Genomic DNA, 21,530 nt, shown 5'->3' on the forward strand with positions numbered 1-21,530 from the left:
CGCCCTTTTGTTGCAGTTTCATGGGCTTGTTTTAAAGATATATCTCTCAAAGAGCACCCAAGTCCATTTCGCGACGGCGTCCATGAATGCTATAACGGTAAAGCTATTGAGCACCTTCATCTTTACGTTTGTGAAGAAGCAAGACGGCACCATCACACTCTTTGGCTAGCTCAGAGCAATATCTTTTAAATAATGGAGATTGCTTATTGCTTCACATTTTTGTTTATTCCGTTTTTTAATGGGATTTTGTTCCTCATGGAAAACAGAACGCCCTTTTGTTGCAGTTTCATGGGCTTGTTTTAAAGATATATCTCTCAAAGAGCACCCAAGTCCATTTCGCGACGGTGTCCATGAATGCTATAACGGTAAAGCTATTGAGCACCTTCATCTTTACGTTTGTGAAGAAGCAAGACGGCATCATCACACTCTTTGCTAGCTCGTGGATGTTGCGACAGCCTTTGGCACTAGAGAGGGGTCATAGGAGGGATTTTAAATCTTTTCTTCTATATTTTTACCCACACGCTAGCCCCGCTTGTGATGTGCAAGGGAATGGTTTTGATTGATCCAAGAAAACAGATTTGAAATGAGAAAATCTTACGTTATTCGGGCGACTAATTCAATATAAATAATGCTAAATTATCATTATAAGTCAATGTATTGTGCAAATATGATATATCTTTAGGGTCTTTATGTTTTAAAGCTTGCACGAAATCATAATTTTTTTGTATAGCGAGCCAAGTGTGTGTAAAATACACACCCTAACCATTTCAAATCATTCAGCTGTTTCAGTAACAGATAAGCCAAGTTCTACGATTATATCTTCAATCACCAATTCATCGAAGTGCAGCGGATTTTCATCATTTTTTAGCGCTCCCTCTTCAGTGATCCTCTAGATAATTAACTCATTCGGCATCTATACCAGCAAAGCGAAATATTACGTGCTAATTTTTCTTTACATTCATTAACCAAGAACCCTCAAAATGACCTTTTAGCGGATAGAGCCAAAAGGATGAGTCATTCAAAAATCATTTGGTGATATAACTATATCAAGAGCACCGAGAATATGTCTTAGTTTCTAAGTATAGGCGATTTACTCCCTTTTATCGTATCAGTCTTGTCGAAGGCTTTAAGTCTTTTATGTTTAAATCAAAAAATCATAATTGGATTATATTGCATAAAGATGCTTTTTTTGATTTTTTCATTTAACACACGATAAGGTACCATTTAGGCACGATGAGAAGCTTTCCCCTTATATCATGATTTCAGAGCTGCATGAGAAGAATAAAAGATGATGTGGCTTAATAAGAGAGTTTGTTCATAAGCCGTTTGGGTGTCTTAATCAAGGATGCCGTTAGGCGCCTCTGTAAGGTTTTCCTTGAGCTTGAGGAACCAAGGCTTGTTAGTCCCTTCGTTAAAAGCGGGTCTGATGTTATGATTTTGGAGAGCGATTATGAAGAATTTGAGAGGCTATCGGCCTCTTATTTTGGATTAAGTTATGTATAAACGAAGGGCGCTTTTTTATTCAGGGAGAATAAGAACATATCCAGAAGGGGCTAAACGGAATAAGAGAGCGTCGTAACCCCACGCAGCATACAGGGAGCAAATAGAAAAAATGCCTTCACCAATTGCTAAAAGTAATGTGAGCGATATACCGGCCTCATCTGCTGTTGCTTCGCGGCGTTGTAAGTAGTATGCGACAAAAAGGAAAAAGCACGCGAATCCACTCGCATTCCCAAAGAAAATTAGTATGGCATGAATCGGTCCACGAAGACGGAACAGGATAAGAAAAATTGTAAAAGTAAATACTGTAAAGATCCCTTCGAATATTCCACGCACTATATTGCACAATTTTCGCATCATAATTGCAGAAAAGCTCTGTTCTGCGTATCGATTTTTTCTTTTGATGCTTGTATTCTTAGAAGATATACCGTCCACAACTCCCCCCGTTTTAAAGCAAAAACGCTATAAATTTAATCGCTTATAATTATATCATCACAAAAGACAAGAAAAATTTATTCATTTTAACGAAAAAATAGGTGTTTTATTGAGGAGCAAATCTATTTTCTTTTGCAAAAGTTATTCAATCCGTTCGTCAATAGAAAGTCTACCCCCATTGAACAGGAAACTATCCTGATGCACAAAAATTTCATAAGCTGTATGTCTAATCAATTCAGAAATCGTAATTCTTCAATCTATCAGCTTATCCACTTTTGCAACTACACTCAAATGGATTCTGCTGATGATAAGTAATGATAACATGAAAAAACACCACACTATCAAACTCTTCAATACAGTATTTGCTTTATGATTTTCACTCAAAAAGCAAGTGCCCACTTCATGAATGACACCATACTAAAGTGCTGTGCATTCACAAATTTCCTAGCATTATCTCCCCTTCTCGAAATTGCACCTCTCCCGCAATCTTATCTCTCAGGTAGCACCCATTAAAGACTTTTAAAATATCCAAGGAAACAATTTTCTGAGAAGCTTTCAAGCCTAAAACGCCCCCGCCATTTTATCTATGGTGAGGGCACCCCAAATCACGCAGAAACATGAAAAATCTCTCCGCATTTAAAAACAGAGCTTGTGCTTCAATTGCACGCTTTTTCCTGTTCTTTGGTCCATTGTCCTAAAGCCGCAAGATGATTCATCCGAGCCCGATGACGAAAGGCTTTCTGTGCAACAGCAATATTTTCATCTTTTCCAGCCCATGCTTTTAAGGCAGCTGCTTGCAATGCGCGTCCATAGGAAAAGGTCAATTTCCAAGGCAATGAGCCTAAAGAATTCATGGCAGATAAATGCGCTGTTGCTTCCTGATCAGACTGTCCTCCAGAAAGAAAAGCAATTCCTGGAACAGCAGCAGGAACCGTTTGTTTAAGCACCTGGACGGTTTTTTCAGCAACTTCTTCAACACTAGCCTTGCGTGCATCCTTGCCATCAATCACCATATTGGGCTTTAAAATCATCCCCTCCAAAAGAATACGGGCTTCAAACAATTCTTTAAAGACAGCCTGTAAAACAGCGCGTGTCACCTCAAAGCAACGCGTAATGGAATGCCCACACGACGGTCCATCCATTAACACTTCCGGTTCAACAATTGGCACAATATTCAACTCCTGACACAAAGCAGCATAGCGTGCAAGAGCTTGTGCATTTTGTCTTATGGCGCCTCTTGTTGGCAAAGTGTGTTCATCAATAGCAATTACCGCACGCCATTTAGCAAAACGTGCTCCCAAAGCATAATAATCTTTTAGCCGCTCACGAAGACCATCCAACCCTTCGGTAATTGTCTCTTGGGGAAAAGCAGCCAATGGTTTGGCTCCCGTATCAACTTTAATGCCTGGCAAAGCGCCTGAATCCCGAATAAGATCCGTCAACATTTGTCCAGTTGATGCTTTTTGCCGAATGGTTTCATCAAATAAAATGACTCCAGAAATGGCATTTTCCATAGCTTCTTTTGCGCTAAAAAGCATTTCACGATAAGCACGGCGACTATCTTCATGAGATTCAACACCAATACTTTCAAAACGCTTGCCAATGGTTGCCGTACTTTCATCTGCTGCTAAAATACCTTTACCTGTATACACCAAAGAAAGTGCAATATCTTCAAGCCGTTCGTTCATAAAAAAAATCCTCTTTATTTTGTCTTTAAATTTTCCAAAAGTGCGCACCACGCGCGATATACTCTACACAACAACACACAGTTCTTTTTTTAGCTGCACTTTAAATAGACATTTAAGCTTGCATAAGGGCAAAAATGCCAGGTAAAATCTTACCTTCCATCCATTCCAAAAAAGCTCCTCCAGCAGTCGAGAGATAAGTAAAATCATTGGCAACACCAGCATGATTAAGGGCGAAAACCGTATCGCCTCCTCCCGCAATTGAAACCAGTTTCCCTTTTTGACTACGTTCTGCTGCATAGCGTGCCACGGCAATTGTTCCCTTATCAAAGGGAGGCATCTCAAAAACACCAAGGGGTCCATTCCACACAAGGGTAGCAGCTTCATCAATTGCAGCATTGATATGCGCAATAGAACGTGCACCAACATCCATAATCATGCCATCTTGTGGAATATCTTCAATGTCATAGAGACGATGTGGTGCATCTTTTTCAAAGCGAAATCCAACGACAGCATCCTGAGGGAGCAGAAGCTTACATTGACACTCTTGCGCTTTTTTAATGATTTTTTTAATTGTTTCCATCAATGCATGTTCACACAGTGATTTCCCTACATGGATACCTTGCGCCGCTAAAAAACTGTTGGCCATGCCCCCACCAATAACCAAAGAGTCGACTTTTTCCACCAAATGATTGAGCACAAAAAGCTTACTAGAAACCTTGGCACCTCCCACAAGGGCAATTACAGGACGTGTTGGATTGCCCAATCCTTTTTCTAATGCCTGCAATTCACCTTGCAAAGAACGCCCCGCATAAGAAGGCAACAAATGCGTTATGCCCTCTACCGAAGCATGGGCACGATGAGAAACTGAAAAAGCATCATTAACATAGAGATCGCCATTATGAGCCAAAGCTTCTGCAAAAGAACAATCATTTTTTTCTTCCCCTGAATGAAAACGAACATTTTCAAGCAGTAAAACACTCCCATTTTGTAATGACTCAACTGCAACCTGCACCGCCGAACCGATACAGTCAGGAGCAAAAGCAACCGGCTGATTAATGATCTTTTCCAATACTTGTACAACAGGACGGAGTGAAAACTCTTGTTCTACCTTTCCTTTGGGGCGACCACAATGAGAAAGCAGAATAAGTTTAGCACCACGCTTTTGTAGCTCAACGAGTGTTTCTTTATGTCGTACAAGACGTGTCTCGTCACAAACTTTGCCCAGTGCCATAGGAACATTAAAATCCACGCGCACAAGAACACGTTTGCCCAAAACATCAACATCATCAAGTGTACGAAACCCCATCACTGCTTCCTCTTCACTTTCCATTGTTTCAAATAAAAACGCATCCAACAACCCTGCCCACTTTTCTTTCCACTTATCCCCTCTTTGCTTTTACAAGAGATCCACAACATCCTATCTCTCACCCTGTGCTTAAAAATCCAAAGCTTTTATCGTCAAATGTACAAAAGCCCACCATTGCTATTAATCTTCATATTCCATTGTGGCAAACAAATGCATTGGCTCAACTTGATCTCTATTAAAGCTTCCTTTTACTTCTAGGCAAAAGAATTTACATCTCCTTTTTTATGACGTTTTCTCAAAGGGTATCTCGTTCAGATCTTGCTTTTTCAAAGTTTATTCTTTTATTCAGCTTTTAAAAGCACGTATTGACCCAGTATTAAAACAAAACACATCATCAATGTTTCAATAGCTCTTCTCTCTAGCGCATGAGAACAACAGCCTCTATCTGTTTTTCTCAAAATTGCACAAAAATGAGACTTTTTCCTATAAAAAGAGGACCCTGAGGTCCTCTTATATTGTCTTAGCAAAAGCCACAGCCGTATCACTCATACGGTTAGAAAAGCCCCATTCATTATCATACCAAACCAAAACACGACAGAGCTGACCATCAATTACTTTGGTTTGATCATTGTGGAAAATCGCTGAATAAGGATTATGATTAAAATCACAACTCACGAGTTTCTCTTCTGTCGTGTCTAAAATTCCCTTCAAAGAACCTTGTGCAGCAGCAGCAATAGCTGTATTAATTTCTTCGATTGTTGTGGAACGCTTAGCAATAAATGTCAAATCAACCACAGAAACATTAGGGGTTGGAACACGAATCGATACACCATCAAGCAATCCCTTTAATTCTGGCAAGACCAATCCCACAGCTTTTGCCGCTCCTGTTGAGGTAGGAATCATAGAAAGAGCTGCCGCACGTGCACGATAAAGGTCCCGATGCATTGTATCCAACACAGGTTGATCACCCGTATAAGAATGGATTGTTGTCATGAAACCCTTTTCAATGCCCACCGTGTTGTGTAAAACTTGTGCAACAGGGGCCAAACAATTGGTTGTACAAGAAGCATTTGAAACAACGCGATGCTCGCTGCTTAAAGATTGATGATTAACCCCATAGACAACCGTAAGATCTGCTCCTTCAGAAGGCGCAGAAACAAGAACACGCTTTGCCCCCGCCTCCAAATGAGCACTTGCTTTATCACGCGCCGTAAAAATGCCCGTACATTCCAAAGCAATATCGATATCCAAATCTTTCCAAGGCAATTGAGCAGGATCACGCTCTGCGCATACCTTTATTAAACCACCTCCCACATCAATAGCATCCCCCACCACCTCAACAGTTCCAGGGAAGCGCCCATGAACTGAATCATAGCGCAACAAATGGGCATTTGTTTCCACAGATCCTAAATCATTAATTGCAACCACTTTAATATCTTGTCGTCCACTTTCTACAAGCGCACGTAAAATATTGCGTCCAATACGACCAAACCCATTAATTGCAACACGAACCGTCATTTCACATGTTTCCTCATCAATTTTTAAAAGCACACCATTTAAAACACAATAAATAGGTATTTCATCAATCCCAAATCATTAATTCCTATAACGTCAATATCTTGATTAATCACTTACTTATCCACAATAATGCACAAGATCATCCACAACACTGTACAGTATAGACGCCCTACGACCAAACCAACTCATGACAACACAAGTTGTCATTTTGTCTTTTCCTCTTTGATCTTTCCAAGCTCTTTTTCTGCGGTCGCAACGACATTTTCCCAAGTAATACCAAAATGCGCATAAAGGGTATCAATTGTTCCACTTGCCCCAAAGCCCTCCATACCAATAAACACACCATCACAGCCAATAAAACGGTCCCATCCTTGGGAGACAGCAGCTTCAATAGCAATTTTAATCGGTGCCTCTCCAATGAGAGCACGCTGATAGGAGAGAGATTGTTGAGAAAAAAGTTCAAAACAAGGAACAGAAATCACACGCGTTGGGATATTTTTTTCTTCTAAAATCGCATGTGCTTGTACCGCAATTTGCAATTCTGAACCGGAAGCAAATAAAGTCACTTGCGCTTCATCACTGGCCGTTAATAATTCATAAGCACCAAGCATACAAAGATTTTCTTCTTCATACTCTTGACGCAAAAGCGGTAGATTTTGTCGACTCAAAGCCAAGGTAGAAGGTGTTCCGCGTGCTTTCAAAGCCAATTGCCAACATTCGACTGTTTCCATGGCATCAGCAGGGCGAAATACAAGATGATTAGGCATGGAACGCAGGCAAGCCAAATGCTCCACAGGTTGATGGGTAGGACCATCCTCACCAAGACCAATAGAATCATGGGTCATGACATAAACCACCCGCAACCCCATAAGAGAAGACAAACGCATAGCGGGACGCATATAGTCAGAAAAGCATAAAAATGTTCCCCCATAAGGAATAAAGCCCCCATGAAGAGCAAGCCCATTCATTATAGCGCCCATTGCGTGTTCGCGAATTCCATAATGCAGATAGCGCCCTGAAAAATCATCTGCAGAGATACTTTTCATTTGGCTGCTTTTTGTGTTATTGGACCCTGTTAGGTCGGCAGAACCACCAATGGTTTCCGTAATGACTTCATTGATCACTTCAAGAGCCATTTCCGAAGCTTTACGCGTAGCAACAACGGGGCGCTCTTCAACCAATTTCTGTTTATAAGCATCGATAGCGCCATCAAATCCGCCCACGAGATCGCCCCGCATCAATCTTTCAAACTCCACACGCTCTGAAACAGGAAGATCAGCAAATTTTTCTTCCCATTTTTGACGTTTTTTAGCAGCATTGAGACTAGCCAAGCGCCAATTATCGAGAATATCGGCTGGAATAACGAAAGGCTCAGCATCCCACCCTAAAGCGATACGGGTTTCAGTGATTTCTCGTGCACCCAAAGGGGCACCATGAACTTTATTGGTACCCGCTTTATTGGGTGCTCCAAAACCAATTGTTGTTTTACAAGCGATCAAAGTTGGTTTATCGGAATTTTGTGCCGCCTCAATAGCCCGCGCAATTGCTGCTTGATCATGCCCATTGACTTTATGTGTCTCCCAACCAGATGCCTTAAAACGCGCAATCTGATCTGTACTGTCAGCAAGGGAAATCTCTCCATCGATAGAAATATTATTATCGTCCCACAACACAATAAGCTTATTGAGTTTCAAATGACCGGCAAGGGAAAGTGCTTCTTGAGATATCCCTTCCATAAGGCATCCATCGCCTACCAACGCATAAGTGTAATGGTTGATAAGATCACCAAAACGGGCATTTTGCAAACGCTCTCCAAGAGCCATCCCCACGGCATTAGCCAATCCTTGTCCGAGAGGACCAGTCGTTGTTTCGATTCCCGCCACATGCCCATATTCTGGATGCCCAGCAAGCTTTGCTCCTAATTGGCGAAAATTTTTGAGATCTTCAATGCCAATATCTTCATAACCAGAAAGATACAAGAGAGCATAAAGCAACATAGACCCATGTCCTGCTGATAACACAAAACGATCACGGTTAGGCCAGCGAGGTTTTTTGGGGTCATGAGCAAGAAATTTTGTATAAAGAACCGTAGCAATATCGGCTGCTCCCATTGGCAAACCCGGATGACCAGAATTTGCTTTTTCAATCGCATCAATAGCAAGAAAACGGATAGCATTGGCCATCTGATTCTGTTGGTGGGTGTTTGTCATGAATAATCGACCATTTCGTTAAATACGTTATTCTGTTGCTTTTTCCGTATTCTCTTAAAGTTCTCAAGAAATACTATTTTCTAATCCTTAGCGTGAGACTTTTTGCCACCACTTCAATAATATTAATAACATTCCCCTCACGCGTTCTGTATATCCATGTCATTTATGCCAATACGCGCAAAAAATCCAGCTTTTAATTTATATCTATCCCCTGCTTTGCTTGCTAAAATATCCTACATACTTAAAAATAAAATGCACACAACACAAGAGTGAAAGTGATTCGTTTTTGCATAACACATTGATAAAGGATACAATTACCCAAAGGATAAAGGCAATGAACCAAGAGACTACAGTTCTACAAGATGCTTTAGAGCACCTAGAAAAGGCACTTAGAACTTTAGAGATCACCATAATAAACCGCAATGCCGTTATTGATAAAAATAACGAATGGGAAGAAGAAATCCAACGAATGAATGCTGACCGCAGCCATCTTGCCCAAGCGCTTGACAAAGCTGAAGCCCAAATTGAACGCTTAGAGTCCGTAAACAAAGAAGTTTCCAAACGTCTTATTAAAGCAATGGAAACAATTCGTGTTGTCATTGATAGATAAAGGTTTGAATGTATGGAAACTGTTTCCGTTACCATTGATGGTAAAATTTATCGCATGGCTTGTGACAAAGGACAAGAACGTCGTCTTATTGCGCTTGCTGCTCAATTAGATCAATATATCACACATTTAAAGAACAATTTTGGTGAAATTGGCGACCATCGTTTATCGGTTATGGCTGGCATAATGATTATTGATGAAATGGAAGAAATAAAACGAGAAAATAAAAAATTACAAGAAGACTACAATACTCTTTTACGACTCCACAACGAAAGAGACCGCACCATGGGGAAAATTATGCGTGACACCACACAACGCATTGAAAATCTCACCAACCAATTGCTCAAAGATGATCAAAACTGCACAAACATTCAAGAACAAGAACAGGAAGATTTCTAAAAAGTACATCAGCGCGTAATAAACCAAGATTTGACTTGCCTCTCACACCTTACAGAACAAAAATCCTAAAACCCACACCAGTGTGTAAACAGTCTGGTTTTTTATAGGAAGGATTCCAGCTACTCACGACTTATGGGATTAACTTAAACCTCAACAAGAAAGCCCTACCCTGAATATTTCACCTCCGCACAAACACTTCCTATATCAAGGAGGCTACCTTATATCACCACATTTCAAATGAGATGTCTTTTAAAAGCGCAATAAGATAACAAAACCAACATCATTGTAAAAAAAATCATATAAATGACAACAACAACAAACAAATAAAGCCCCCTTCGAAAAAAAGAGCTATATTCATGTTCCCTATGAATGCATGCCAAAAAATTCTTTCCCCTAGATAATACAATATATATTAAAAAATAACCTTATCTATTATACCGTAAAACACCGCTATTTGATAATATAAGCACCATAGAGTCTTTGCGCCTGAAATGTCCATCCGATGAAACCCACCGAAAAGAACCGTATCATTTATAAACCAGCGTGAATTAAGTATTTTCATCCTTTAGAGCAGGAAAAAAGTCAAACCCAAAGAGTATGTTAATCTCATACAACCTCAAAAATCATAAACAACAATAGCTCTTGAAACCATCCTCTACCGACATCTTTATCCTTATAACAAATAATCCATATTTCTCTCCCCACCCCTCAAAATCTCCAAGCTTAATAAAAGAAAGAGCAAGTCGGCATCATCATTATAGTCAGCCCTCAATATTGCAACAGCCCCCTTGGCTCTTGAAACGCTTCATAAGAAGTATGCCTTTCTTGTACAATTTTTACCCACATGTCCCACCCACTTATGACGTACAAGCAAAGAGTTATGATTAACAAAACATAAATAAATTTAAGAGAATCTTACGGTATTCGGGGTTCTAATTCAAGTTTAATAACGATAAATTATCATTATAAATCAATATGTTGCAAATGCCCCGACAAAGCATATTTAAAAACACATTCACCCATCACTTTTTCTTATAACATACCAGTACGATTTTTTAGGTACATAATTTTAACTTTATTCAATTCTGTTTGCAAAAGTTTAAAATGAGAACAATTTCAAGGCTCTCATCCAAAAAGAAAAAGAATAAATTCTCATTATCAATGAACATCTCGCTCGTATAAACATCAATAAAGCAATTCCCAATATGCCTCAATGAAATAAAAAGGGGGCTCCCATTAAATGCCCTACCGTAAAAGCAGCTTCCTCAGAACTAAAACAAAATCAAAAGACAATATCACCGGATCTGCTCCCATCACCAAACTGGACGACCTAACGCAATACCTTGCTATCTTACGATAGGAGATAAAAGAATAATGAGTCTATGGAGGCATTCACAAAAGACGAACAGCCGTTGTTTTTAAAGCCTGTTCAAAGGCGCATGAAAAAACACCATGCGTAAACGGCTCAAATCCCCTTCGTTCCATCTTGAGAGACAGAAGCAATACGCAAGAGATTTGTCGCACCAGGCGTTCCAAGGGGAACACCAGCTGTCACAAGGAAGCGATCTCCCCCTTTGCAAAAACCTTCCTGAAATGCAATGGCTGCTGCACGATCAACCATATCCTCTAAACTCCGTGCATCTTGCGTGACCACACAATGAAGCCCCCAAACGAGAGCCAAACGCCGTGTTGTTTCCACAATGGGAGATAAAGCAATAATCGGTCTATTAGGGCGTTCACGAGAGGCGCGCACCCCCGTTGTTCCTGAAGCCGTATAAGCAACGATAGCGGATAGCGCAAGTGTTTCAGCAATCTGACGCGCAGCAAGAGAAATCGCATCCGTTCCTGTTGATTCTGGTGCTGGATGTTGTGCTCCAACCTGAGCGGCATAAGTGTGATCCTGTTCGATTTGCCGCGCGATTCGGTCCATCATAAGCACAGCTTCTTCAGGATAACGACCAGAAGCAGATTCAGCCGACAACATCACCGCATCTGTTCCTGCATAAACTGCTGTAGCAACATCCGACACTTCTGCGCGTGTCGGAACAGGAGATGTGATCATTGATTCGAGCATTTGTGTTGCCACCACAACAGGCTTTCCTGCTAAACGACAAGCTTTTATGAGCTCCATCTGAAGTGCAGGAACCTTTTCCAAAGGCATTTCCACTCCGAGATCACCCCGTGCAATCATAATGCCATCAGATACCTCAATAATTTTCTCTATATGCTCCAAGGCTTGAGGCTTTTCGATTTTAGCCATCAAAGACACCTTGCTTTTCGTCAACTGACGCACCGCCATAATATCTTCTGGACGTTGAATAAAAGAAAGAGCAACCCAATCAACAGGCTGCTGTAAAAGAGCCTGAAGATCCCCCTTATCTTTTGACGTCATCGCATCAAAAGGCAAAATTGTATCGGGAAAACTGACACCTTTTCGATCAGAAATACGGGCTCCAGCAACCACGCGACACTGTATAGAATGACCATCACAAACTTGCGCACGCAGTTCCACCCTTCCATCATCAATCAACAACCGATTTCCTGGTTTAACAGCTGAAAATACATCCTCATGAGGGAAAAAAACACGCTGTGCATCACCAAGAACATCGCGATTATCTAACGTAAAGCTTTGCCCAACACGCAAATCTTCTTGCCCCTTAGCAAAACGCCCCACACGCAGTTTTGGCCCCTGAAGATCCACTAAAATACCAATGGGGCGTCGAACTGTTTTTTCAACTTCTCGTATAGACTTGACCAAATCACCCAGCATATCACGATCAGTATGGCTCATATTAAGACGAAAAACGTCTGCCCCTGCCCTAAAAAGCTTTTCAATCATCAAACGAGAAAAAGAAGAAGGACCAAGAGTGGCAATAATTTTTACTTTACGTGCACGTTTCACGGTGGAGAATTTCCTGAAAGAGAAGGTATAACTGAATTGTTTAGCAAAGACTCATCCGTCAACTGTACCATCCAACTGGTTTGATTTCCGGTATCGATTTCTTTAAATTCAGCCTTTTGATATCCTCGAGGGAAACAATCATGAACCCCTTGAATGGTAAACTGGCTATCTTGCACACACATGGTCACAGAGCCTGCCCAGTTCCCTTTTTTTTGTGCCCCTTCCGCATAAAAATAATAAAACCGTGAAGCAAGAGGCCCCTCAATTAAAGTTTTACACTCCGTCACTGGTACAGTCCACCAGCCTTCGCTCACCCACCCTGAAAATGTACGATATCCAAGAGCAACCCCTACAGACTGCTGAGTTGTATTACAAACCCTAAAGTCAGCTTTTGCAAAAACAACAAGGGGAAACAAGAGCAAAAGGCTCAAGAGAAAAACTTTTAATCCTTTCTGAAGCACCCAATATCGTTTTTTTAAAATCACAAAACTTCCTCTATAATGCCAAATTCTCAAAACAAATTACACATTTCTTTATTTTAAAAGCTTTTCAAATCTAAAACGTATATTTTTCTTTTTATAGCCCTTTTATCAATGCATATATTTTAAAAATTTTACAAAATATTTAAAGTCAATTTGTAAAAAAACTGTGTAGCTTGACTTACTTTTTATTTTCAAGCTTTTTTAACCTAAATTCGTCGTCGAAAAACAACTTAAAATATATAACTTGGAGAAAAATACAATGAACGATACAGTAACCGATCAAACACACGCTATATCCGTAAACCAATTACGCTCTTTTATCGAACGTATTGAAAGACTAGAAGAAGAGAAAAAAACCATTTCTGATGATATTAAAGACGTTTACACTGAACTTAAAGGCTCTGGTTTTGATAGTAAAGCTGTTCGAAGCATTATACGATTGCGTAAAAAAGAAGAACATGAACGAATGGAAGAAGAAGCAATCATTGAGCTATATAAAAATGCGCTTGGTATGAATTAACACCATTGAGAACATTGGAAATTTTCCTAAGAAAAGAAAATATAAAAAACAAATGAATGTATAAAAATTTCACCCAAACAATAAGCAGTTTGTGTAACTTGTAACGAGACTATCGGTCACAGAATACACAATATTTGTAACAGCCCTCACATTTAAAAGGATTTATACAGAGAATTTTTATTCTTATTCTTCAATCATTTTTATCCACATAACCCCTCACTTGTATGCCAACCTATGCCAACCTATGCCAACCCAGTTTGTGATGTGCAAGAGAGGTGTTTTTATGATTAAACATCTAGAGATTTGAAATGAGAAAGTCTTCCGATATTGAGTACTCTCTTCCTTCAAATTGAAAAAATGAATTATGATGATAAATCAATTTATTATCTACGAAAAGAAACATATGAAAGCGGTCAGCAGTTGAAATCCGCTAAACGAGAGTCTGAACCGTTTACAAAAGAAGAGGTGGTTAAGGATCTTCGTCTTTTAGGATAGGGAAAAGTGCAGCATATTTACACATTTGATAAAAAGACCCTTAACAAAACTTTATTCAAATCTATTAAAGGACTCATACAGATCATTGATTCGAGAGGTTAGAATGTGATCTCTCCATTTTCCAGAAATCATCAAATAGTCTTTAGCATAGCCTTCTTTTTCAAAATGAAGGCGTTTTAATAAACGTTCGCTTTTTATGTTCTCAGGTCTATAATTTGCCATCACTCTATGCAGATGATAAATATGAAAGATATGCCGTATTAGAGCCGATAAACTCTCAAACATGAGACCTTTTCCTTGTTGTTTTTCATCAAGAGAAAAACCAAGATGACAGGCTTGAAAAACACCCCGAACCACATTTGTAAAATTCACAACACCAATAATTGTGTTTTCATTTTTTAATCGTACGGCATATCGGTATGCTTGTCCCTTTGCACTTTCACAAGCAAATGCATTGGCTCGTGTTTCCCAAGCCGTTAGGCTGTGGTAACCATCAGATCTAACAGGTTCAAAAGGACGCAGGTGATTCGCATTACGGAGAAAATAAGAAGACAGTTCAACTGCATCTTCTAAACCGATCAATGTGGAAATTGTTCGCTTTGTTTTAATTGCCATCATTTTCTCCTCCTAGAAATGTTACAATAACATGTTGATTTACCCTAACAAATCATCATTTTTAAACTCAAATCATAACATCGAATACAGTAAGCTTTTCTCATCACAACACTTCTTATGTTAGAATTAATGAGGATCATTTGCTTTTCCGTCATAAGCGGGGGTGGTATCTTTAAAGCATAAGGTAAAGACAAGGGCATGTTTCTTATGAATGCTCTCAAATTCCAAAGGAGCTGTAGCAACATTGGGGACTGGCAAAGTATGCAATGAAACTGGCGTGCTTCCATATATGAAATTTTGAAAAAGCTCACAGCAAAGATAGTTTTGTTTCTTTGCCTTTCAAGCTCAGAGCATGCTTGTTTTGCGCTACCATATCATTGCCCCCGTATAGAAATCCCAATGACCATCGCCTTGAAATGCTATATGTTACAGTGCAATCTAAAAAGTCTCTGCCATAACTCGTCAACAGCACTGTTCCCGCTAAATCAGCCACAAACTCTTGTAACAAATCAAAGAAAAGCGATGATGCAATACAAATCTTTTAAAGTTTTTTAGATATTACCGTGAACACGCTTCCATTTCTTCGCGTAAAATTTCAAGTTCTAGCCATTCTTCTTGCTTTTGTGTGCAAGTATTTTTCTTTTTTTCCAATGCCGTTGATAAACGCTCAAAACGTTCTTTATCGCGGCGATAAAGGGTTGGATCAGAGAGCTCTTGCTCAATTTTTTTGATTTCGTCCTGCAAAACAGCAATTTCTTCAGGCAATTTTTCCAATGCATAAACCTGCTTATAAGACAATTTACCTCGTGTTTTTTTCTCCCGCCCTACCAAGCTATGTTCTGTTGATGAATCCTGCTTTGAAAGCTCTCCCGCTTGAGATTTTGAAGGTGCTTTACGCTGCGATAATTCTGTTTTTTTGCGTTGTAAACGAAGAGCATGCTGGTTTTGCGCTATCATATCACTATAGCCACCCGCATACAAAACCCAATGACCATCACCTTGAGGTGCCAACATATGCGTTACAGTACGATCTAAAAAGTCTCTGTCATGACTGACCAACAATACTGTTCCCGCAAAATCAGCAATAAATTCTTGCAACAAATCCAAAGTTTCCATATCCAAATCATTGGTCGGTTCATCAAGAATCAAAAAGTTTGCAGGACGCGAAAGAAGGCGTGCAAGCATGAGGCGTGCTCTTTCTCCCCCTGAAAATTCTTTAAGGGGAGTGCGTGCTTGTTCTGGTGAAAATAAAAAGTCTTTCATATAAGAAACAACATGCCGCTCCAGCCCATTGATCACAAGAGTATCACCTCTTCCTCCCGTTAAATAATGCGCTAAAGTTTCTTCTTCATTTAAAATACGCTGCTGATCAAGCAATGCCATGGAGAGGTTATAGCCATGCCTCACCGTTCCACTATCCACGGCTTCTTGCCCAATTAATGCAGACAGGAGCGTTGTCTTTCCGATACCATTAGGTCCCACCAAACCAATTCGATCACCCCGCTGAATGCGCAAAGAGAAATCTTTCACGATCATGCGCTCACCATAGGATTTTGAAATTTTCTTTGCTTCAAGCACCAATTGCCCAGAATCATGACTTTTCGCTGCTGTCAAAAGTGCATTTCCTGGCTGCCCTTTATAGGTTTGATGACGCTGTCTTAAGTCTTTTAATTCGCCTAAGCGCCGTACGTTACGCTTACGCCGTGCGCTCACGCCATAACGCAACCATTGCTCTTCACGAGCAATTTGGCGCCCCAATTTATGCTGTTCGATGGCTTCTTCTTCCAGTGCTTTATCACGCCAATTTTCAAATTCTGAAAAACGCTTTTCCAGTCTTTTGGTTGTGCCACGATCAAGCCATACCGTTGACCGCGTAACATTTTCTAAAAATCGCCGATCGTGGGAAATCACCACAATCGCTGAACGCAAAGAAGACAAAACAGCTTCCAGCCATTCAATAGTTGGTAAATCAAGATGATTGGTTGGTTCATCTAAGAACAAAATATCGGGTTTTGCAGCAATGGCCCGTAACAACGAAACACGCCGCTTTTCGCCTCCCGAAAGCGTTTCCAATTTTTCCGTCCCCGAAAACCCTAAATTTGTGCGAAGCATATTGATCCACTGGACATCAGATATATCGTCCAGCCCCGCTTCCATATAAGCATTAATATCTTCAAATCCTGAACAATCCGGATTTTGTGAGACATAACGGAACGTTACTCGCGGGTGGCGAAAAATTTCGCCACCATGAGGTTCTAATATTCCTGCGGCAATTTTTAACAGGGTCGATTTTCCACAACCATTACGGCCGACCAACGCAATACGCGCCCCCTGCTCAACCGATAAAGAAGCTTGATTGAGCAAAGGCGTTTTTCCAAAATTTAAGAAAATGCGGTCAAGCCGCAGAAGCGGCACCGCCATTAACGAACGCGGCGCGGACAAGGTGCTTTATACATCACCCCTCTTGCATCACGGTAAGCACATAATTGTCTAACAGAAACTCTCTGCCCACAAGGTGCTTGGTAAACATACCCTCTACGACCACGATACGTGCACAATTGTGATGCCTGTCTTTGTTGTTTTCTTTGATTTGCAGCTGCACCTGTTACTGTTCCAGCCAAAGCCCCAAATGCTGCACCGGTAAGCGCTGCTCCAGGCGTACTTCCACCAATAGCAGTTCCAGCCAAAGCACCGATTGCTGCTCCTCCTACGCCGTAACGTGCAACGCGTTCATCGTTTGTAGTACAAGCGACTGAACTGAAACCAATGGCTGAAACAACGGCCACTTTAAAAATTGATTTTAACATATCAAAACCTTTCCTTCTCAAGATCAATACATATATCGTTTATGTCGGCACTTCATCACTAGGCCCCCCTCTGCCTTATTCAAAATATATTGGAAGAGCTTTATGGAATAGGCACAGACGCTAACAATATAGCTTTTCCAGAACCTAAATGGCAAGAAAAGGTTCCACAAATACGGTTAGAAAGTGTTAAAGAAGAGCCAAATGACACATTTTTGTCACAAATTTGCCATTTTACTCCCTTAAGCGTTAAACCTTTTAAATCAGAAAAACCGATAATACTAAACAAACATCCCTTAGGCAAATCATACGAACAAGGTTTTGACAAAACCGGCCAACCTTCTTCCAAACCGCTTGTCAACAACACTGAAATACCCCTTTCAGCCATCATCAACGCTTGCGTCATATGAGAAAGGCTATGATCACTTCGCTTCCCTGCCAAAGCACCGCATAAAATAAGCTTTTTAGCGCCATTTTGCAGCGCTCTTTCACATGCCAGAGCACTATCTGTCATATCTTTATCAGAAGGAAAAACTTCACGCGGAACATGACTATATTGACGTATTAAATTCTCATCTGATGAATCAAAGTCCCCTAACCACAACTCAGGCATCACATTAAGCGCTGCCGCATGACGCATACCACCATCAGCAGCAATTACCCGACTGTTTTGAATTTGATTAAGCAAACGATCAGTGATATGAACATCCCCATTTAATAATATCGTAAATGTTGTCATGCCATACTTTGCCTTTCACAAAATTTTCTTTACAGTGCATCTTTTATAAGTGAGAGTCATTTTTTATAAACAAAAAGCGTGATATAGCCAAACGAATCCCTACTCCTAATGCCTTTCTTAAAGAAACATACGATACAAAGATACAAATGCAATTTGCCAAATTACTCCGCAGAAATAATGTGCACCATGGTCCAACGCACCCCATTTTTCACCGCAATTTTCTTTTTCACTCATGCCTGTATAAAGCAACTTTCATAAGTTTAACACTTCTCCTTTCGGCTTGTCATACACCCCTTTCTCAAAATAACAGGCTTTCTTCCATTTCTTCTAAAACTATCAAAAGTGTCAACAATCACAATATCTATGTCACATTAAGCGCTCTGCAACACCCACGTATTTTACAAATGTATGGTGGCGCTTATCATAATGCAAAACTTGAACACCTTTTAGCAAAGATTGTCCGTAAACTGGCAGTTGCATCACATAGTTCTCATCAAAGCTATTCTGTAACAATTTTAAACTCAGAAACTGTAAACGCTTTTGCGCTCCCCAATGGTTCGATCTACATCACCCGTGGCATGCTGGCATTAGCCAATGATTCTTCAGAAGTTGCAGCCATTTTAGCCCATGAGATAGCACATATCAGAGCCAATCATGGCATTTTACGCCTGCAAAAAGAAGCCCAATTAAAGATGACAAATCACATGTCTTCACGTCTTCTTTCTTCTATTGGCAAAAAACTTCATAACCCTATGCAAAACAAGCAACAACTCGCGCAATTTTCCCGCAATCAAGAGCTGGAAGCTGACTCCCTTGCACTCGAAATGCTCCAACAGTCAGGATATGATCCTTTTGCTTCACCGCGCTTTCTTCAAACAATGGAAGCCTATAGTGCTTTGCGTAATATCTCTGGCACCCAAAATGCCTCTCTAGATTTTCTAGCTTCTCACCCAACTACCCCTCAACGCATTCGGCTTGCGATAGAAAAAGCGCGTAAAATCAGTAAAGGGAATAATAAAATATCCGATCATGATTCTTTTCTCAAAAGCCTTGATGGCATAATTTTTGGAGGAGGCTTTTATACAGGTTTTGTACGAGGCAACCAATTTATTCACCCACAATTGCGCATAGCTTTTTCTGTTCCAAACAATTTTACAATAGAACATTCAGCACACACTGTTTGGGCCAGTGGACCAGATAAAATTGCGATTCGTTTTGACGCTATTCCACATCCTGCTGAAATATCTGCGAGTGATTATTTGAAAAGCGGCTGGATTATCGGTCTAGATCAATCATCTATCCGCCCCATCACAATTCAAGGGCTCCGCAATCAAGAGTTTATGCGTCAAGAATCCCAAAACCAAAGTTTACTTGGAGCGCGGGCCCATGCTACCAATGATCAATGGCAATTTGATGTGGTTGTCATTCCATTCAACAACCACATCTTTCGTTTTTTGACGGCCGCTCCACATAATTCTCGAAATTTTGCAGAGGTTGCCCAAAAAACGCTACAAAGCTTTCATTCTCTTTCATCTTCACAGTTAAAAAAATTGCAGCCCTTAAAAATCCGTGTTGTCCGTGTTAAACAAGGAGAAACCGTTGCCAATCTTGCAGATAAAATGCAATACACACCCTATAAAGAAAAACTCTTTCGCATCCTCAACGCCCTCTCACCAACGCAAACTTTACCCGCAGGTACAAAAGTGAAAATTATTACAGAATAAGCCTTTCTTCTCATCCGTTACAGTTTTGATTCTTTTCTGTCTGTATCACGCCCCCCCCCTTAAAGCATATTCGAAAATAAAGAGGAACACTTTAAAATCCAACTTCATCATGCCTTTATAGGTCTCCGTTTGATATATATTTCCTCCAAACTAACAGCCCCCTATCTTCTTCTGTTTATCAGTAGCGCTCCCAAAGAGGCATATTCCTAAACAAATATGGCCATCCCCTAAAACTGACTTTATCATATTCTCATATGCCCCCACTTAATATATTCTCTTTCCCCCCAAAAGCCTTTCACTGCTTATATATCGTAAGCATCTTCTGAATGAATCGTAAGGAGAGCAGAACGCAATTTTTGCAAAGCCCTAGCTTCAATTTGACGCACGCGCTCTTTCGAGATTCCTAATTTTTCACCCAAAACTTCGAGAGTCGCACCCTCTTCATTTAAGCGACGAAAGCGAATAATTTCCAACTCCCGTTCGTTGAGAATTTGCAACGCATCGTAAAGCCATTGTGTACGCCGTTGACCATCAATGACTTGCTCAATTAAAGCATCAGGAAGAGGACTCTCATCCACCAACACATCCATCTTTGCAATGGGATTATCACTGTTCTCAGAAACAGAAACACTCAAGGAATTATCAGAACTGGAAAAACGAAAATCCATGGTTTCAACATCACGCACAGAAACGCCGAGTTTTTCAGCGATTGTGCGAAAAATATCCTGTTTCGATAAAGCACTATCATCCTGCACCAGTTTTGCTCTCAAACGCCGAAGATTAAAGAAAAGTGCTTTTTGCGAAGAACTGGTTCCCCCTCGAACAATTGACCAGTTTCGCAAAATATAATCTTGAATAGAAGCGCGTATCCACCACGTTGCATATGTTGAAAAACGCACTTCCCGATCAGGTTCAAAACGTGCAGCTGCTTCCAATAGTCCCACATACCCTTCTTGTACCAAATCCCCCAATGGCATTTTGAAACGTTTAAAGCGATTAGCAATAGCAATCACTAAACGCATATGAGCCGCTGCAATTTGATGCATGGCATCATCATCACGTTTGTCTTTCCACCGCAGAGCCAAATCATGCTCTTTTTGTCGTTCAAGATAAGGTGCTTGCATAGCAGAACGCATCATATTACGTCCTAAGCTTTTGTCTGCATCGCTATAATTTTTGCTGCTTTTATAAACAGCATTTGAAAGATTACCCATAATAACCCCTTGCGATTAAATTTATCAAAATTGATTTGGCAACGACATCATTGTTCTTCGCTTAAAAAGAACGCAAAAGTTGTTAACTTCTGTAACCACTACTTTAACGTGTAATTTTATAATCGCAATTGTTTTTTTTACTGTCATGGTAAAACTTCTTGTCATAAGACACAATTTCACCTGCAAAATGCCTTTACAATATGCCTTTTAGCCTATGAAATATTTGAAAAAACTTTCTTTTCACTTTTCATGACAAAACAGCAAAAAAATAAAGTGATCATGCAAAAGAAATGCCGTTTTTTGATAACCGGTTCCGTTTCCTTTTAAATTGAAGAATTTATTTATGCTTTCAGCTTTACAATACAACTAATA

The 21,530-nt window shown here is 40.2% G+C and carries 17 protein-coding genes and 1 pseudogene; 5 read left to right on the forward strand and 13 right to left on the reverse strand.

The features are described from left to right. Positions 1-189, forward strand: a 189-nt coding sequence (locus ACFIM8_RS03305; RefSeq protein WP_375614511.1) for a hypothetical protein, incomplete at its 5' end; no start/stop codon positions are given. Here ACFIM8_RS03305 and ACFIM8_RS03310 read toward each other — a convergent pair. The 6 genes and pseudogenes from ACFIM8_RS03310 to tkt all read right to left on the reverse strand — a co-directional run. Further along, a pseudogene (locus ACFIM8_RS03310) lies at positions 172-465 on the reverse strand (integrase); the annotation flags it as partial. The gene ACFIM8_RS03305 and the pseudogene ACFIM8_RS03310 sit on opposite strands and share 18 nt — an antisense overlap. Positions 466-1,518: 1,053 nt before the next feature. Beyond that, positions 1,519-1,860 (reverse strand): hypothetical protein, encoded by a 342-nt coding sequence (locus ACFIM8_RS03315; protein ID WP_375614512.1) that lies wholly within the window; start codon positions 1,858-1,860, stop codon positions 1,519-1,521. 731 nt (positions 1,861-2,591) lie between these two features. Then, positions 2,592-3,623, reverse strand: a complete 1,032-nt coding sequence (locus ACFIM8_RS03320; protein WP_375614513.1) for a class I fructose-bisphosphate aldolase — start codon at positions 3,621-3,623, stop codon at positions 2,592-2,594. A 112-nt stretch (positions 3,624-3,735) separates the two neighbouring features. Next, positions 3,736-4,929: a phosphoglycerate kinase gene (locus ACFIM8_RS03325; protein ID WP_375606614.1), complete on the reverse strand. Its 1,194-nt coding sequence runs from the start codon at positions 4,927-4,929 to the stop codon at positions 3,736-3,738. A gap of 510 nt (positions 4,930-5,439) precedes the next feature. Then, positions 5,440-6,447 (reverse strand): type I glyceraldehyde-3-phosphate dehydrogenase, encoded by a 1,008-nt coding sequence (gene gap, locus ACFIM8_RS03330; protein ID WP_375614514.1) that lies wholly within the window; start codon positions 6,445-6,447, stop codon positions 5,440-5,442. 203 nt (positions 6,448-6,650) lie between these two features. Continuing rightward, positions 6,651-8,657, reverse strand: a complete 2,007-nt coding sequence (tkt, locus tag ACFIM8_RS03335; RefSeq protein WP_375606564.1) for a transketolase — start codon at positions 8,655-8,657, stop codon at positions 6,651-6,653. A 334-nt stretch (positions 8,658-8,991) separates the two neighbouring features. Here tkt and ACFIM8_RS03340 point away from each other — a divergent pair, with 334 nt between their 5' ends. Both ACFIM8_RS03340 and ACFIM8_RS03345 read left to right on the forward strand, forming a co-directional pair. Beyond that, positions 8,992-9,267, forward strand: coding sequence for a DUF4164 domain-containing protein (locus tag ACFIM8_RS03340; RefSeq protein WP_005774573.1), 276 nt, complete (start codon positions 8,992-8,994; stop codon positions 9,265-9,267). 12 nt (positions 9,268-9,279) lie between these two features. After that, positions 9,280-9,663, forward strand: a complete 384-nt coding sequence (locus ACFIM8_RS03345) for a cell division protein ZapA (RefSeq protein ID WP_375606565.1) — start codon at positions 9,280-9,282, stop codon at positions 9,661-9,663. 1,465 nt (positions 9,664-11,128) lie between these two features. Here the strand turns inward: ACFIM8_RS03345 and pyk are convergent. Both pyk and ACFIM8_RS03355 read right to left on the reverse strand, forming a co-directional pair. Continuing rightward, a complete protein-coding gene (pyk, locus tag ACFIM8_RS03350; RefSeq protein WP_375606566.1) occupies positions 11,129-12,565 on the reverse strand; it encodes a pyruvate kinase in 1,437 nt (478 codons plus the stop codon). Next, on the reverse strand, positions 12,562-13,050 hold the full coding sequence (locus tag ACFIM8_RS03355) for a DUF1036 domain-containing protein (RefSeq protein WP_375606567.1): 489 nt from the start codon (positions 13,048-13,050) through the stop codon (positions 12,562-12,564). Before ACFIM8_RS03355 ends, pyk begins: the two co-directional genes overlap by 4 nt. 256 nt (positions 13,051-13,306) lie before the next feature. Between ACFIM8_RS03355 and ACFIM8_RS03360 the strand changes: the two genes are divergently transcribed. Next, entirely contained in the window at positions 13,307-13,567 is a 261-nt protein-coding gene (locus ACFIM8_RS03360; protein WP_005774567.1) for a DUF2312 domain-containing protein, read from the forward strand. 546 nt (positions 13,568-14,113) lie between these two features. Here the strand turns inward: ACFIM8_RS03360 and rimJ are convergent. The 4 genes from rimJ to ACFIM8_RS03380 form a co-directional block, all read right to left on the reverse strand. After that, positions 14,114-14,677 carry a ribosomal protein S5-alanine N-acetyltransferase gene (rimJ, locus tag ACFIM8_RS03365; protein WP_375606615.1) on the reverse strand — a complete coding sequence of 188 codons (564 nt, stop codon included), beginning with the start codon at positions 14,675-14,677 and terminating at the stop codon, positions 14,114-14,116. 558 nt (positions 14,678-15,235) lie between these two features. Beyond that, on the reverse strand, positions 15,236-17,098 hold the full coding sequence (locus ACFIM8_RS03370) for an ABC-F family ATP-binding cassette domain-containing protein (RefSeq protein ID WP_375606616.1): 1,863 nt from the start codon (positions 17,096-17,098) through the stop codon (positions 15,236-15,238). Next, positions 17,098-17,484 carry a hypothetical protein gene (locus tag ACFIM8_RS03375; protein WP_375606568.1) on the reverse strand — a complete coding sequence of 129 codons (387 nt, stop codon included), beginning with the start codon at positions 17,482-17,484 and terminating at the stop codon, positions 17,098-17,100. The genes ACFIM8_RS03370 and ACFIM8_RS03375 overlap by 1 nt, the downstream gene beginning before the upstream one ends. A gap of 100 nt (positions 17,485-17,584) precedes the next feature. Further along, positions 17,585-18,220 (reverse strand): thiamine diphosphokinase, encoded by a 636-nt coding sequence (locus tag ACFIM8_RS03380; protein WP_375606569.1) that lies wholly within the window; start codon positions 18,218-18,220, stop codon positions 17,585-17,587. Between the two features lie 146 nt (positions 18,221-18,366). Between ACFIM8_RS03380 and ACFIM8_RS03385 the strand changes: the two genes are divergently transcribed. Next, the gene (locus ACFIM8_RS03385; RefSeq protein WP_375606570.1) at positions 18,367-19,944 is read left to right on the forward strand and encodes a M48 family metalloprotease; all 1,578 of its coding nucleotides are present in this window, start codon (positions 18,367-18,369) and stop codon (positions 19,942-19,944) included. Between the two features lie 302 nt (positions 19,945-20,246). Here ACFIM8_RS03385 and ACFIM8_RS03390 read toward each other — a convergent pair whose 3' ends face one another. Then, the gene (locus ACFIM8_RS03390; protein ID WP_142415995.1) at positions 20,247-21,158 is read right to left on the reverse strand and encodes an RNA polymerase factor sigma-32; all 912 of its coding nucleotides are present in this window, start codon (positions 21,156-21,158) and stop codon (positions 20,247-20,249) included. Between the last annotated feature and the right edge of the window lie 372 nt (positions 21,159-21,530).

It is taken from the genome of Bartonella sp. AC535YNZD, assembly GCF_042196625.1.
Lineage (GTDB): Bacteria > Pseudomonadota > Alphaproteobacteria > Rhizobiales > Rhizobiaceae > Bartonella.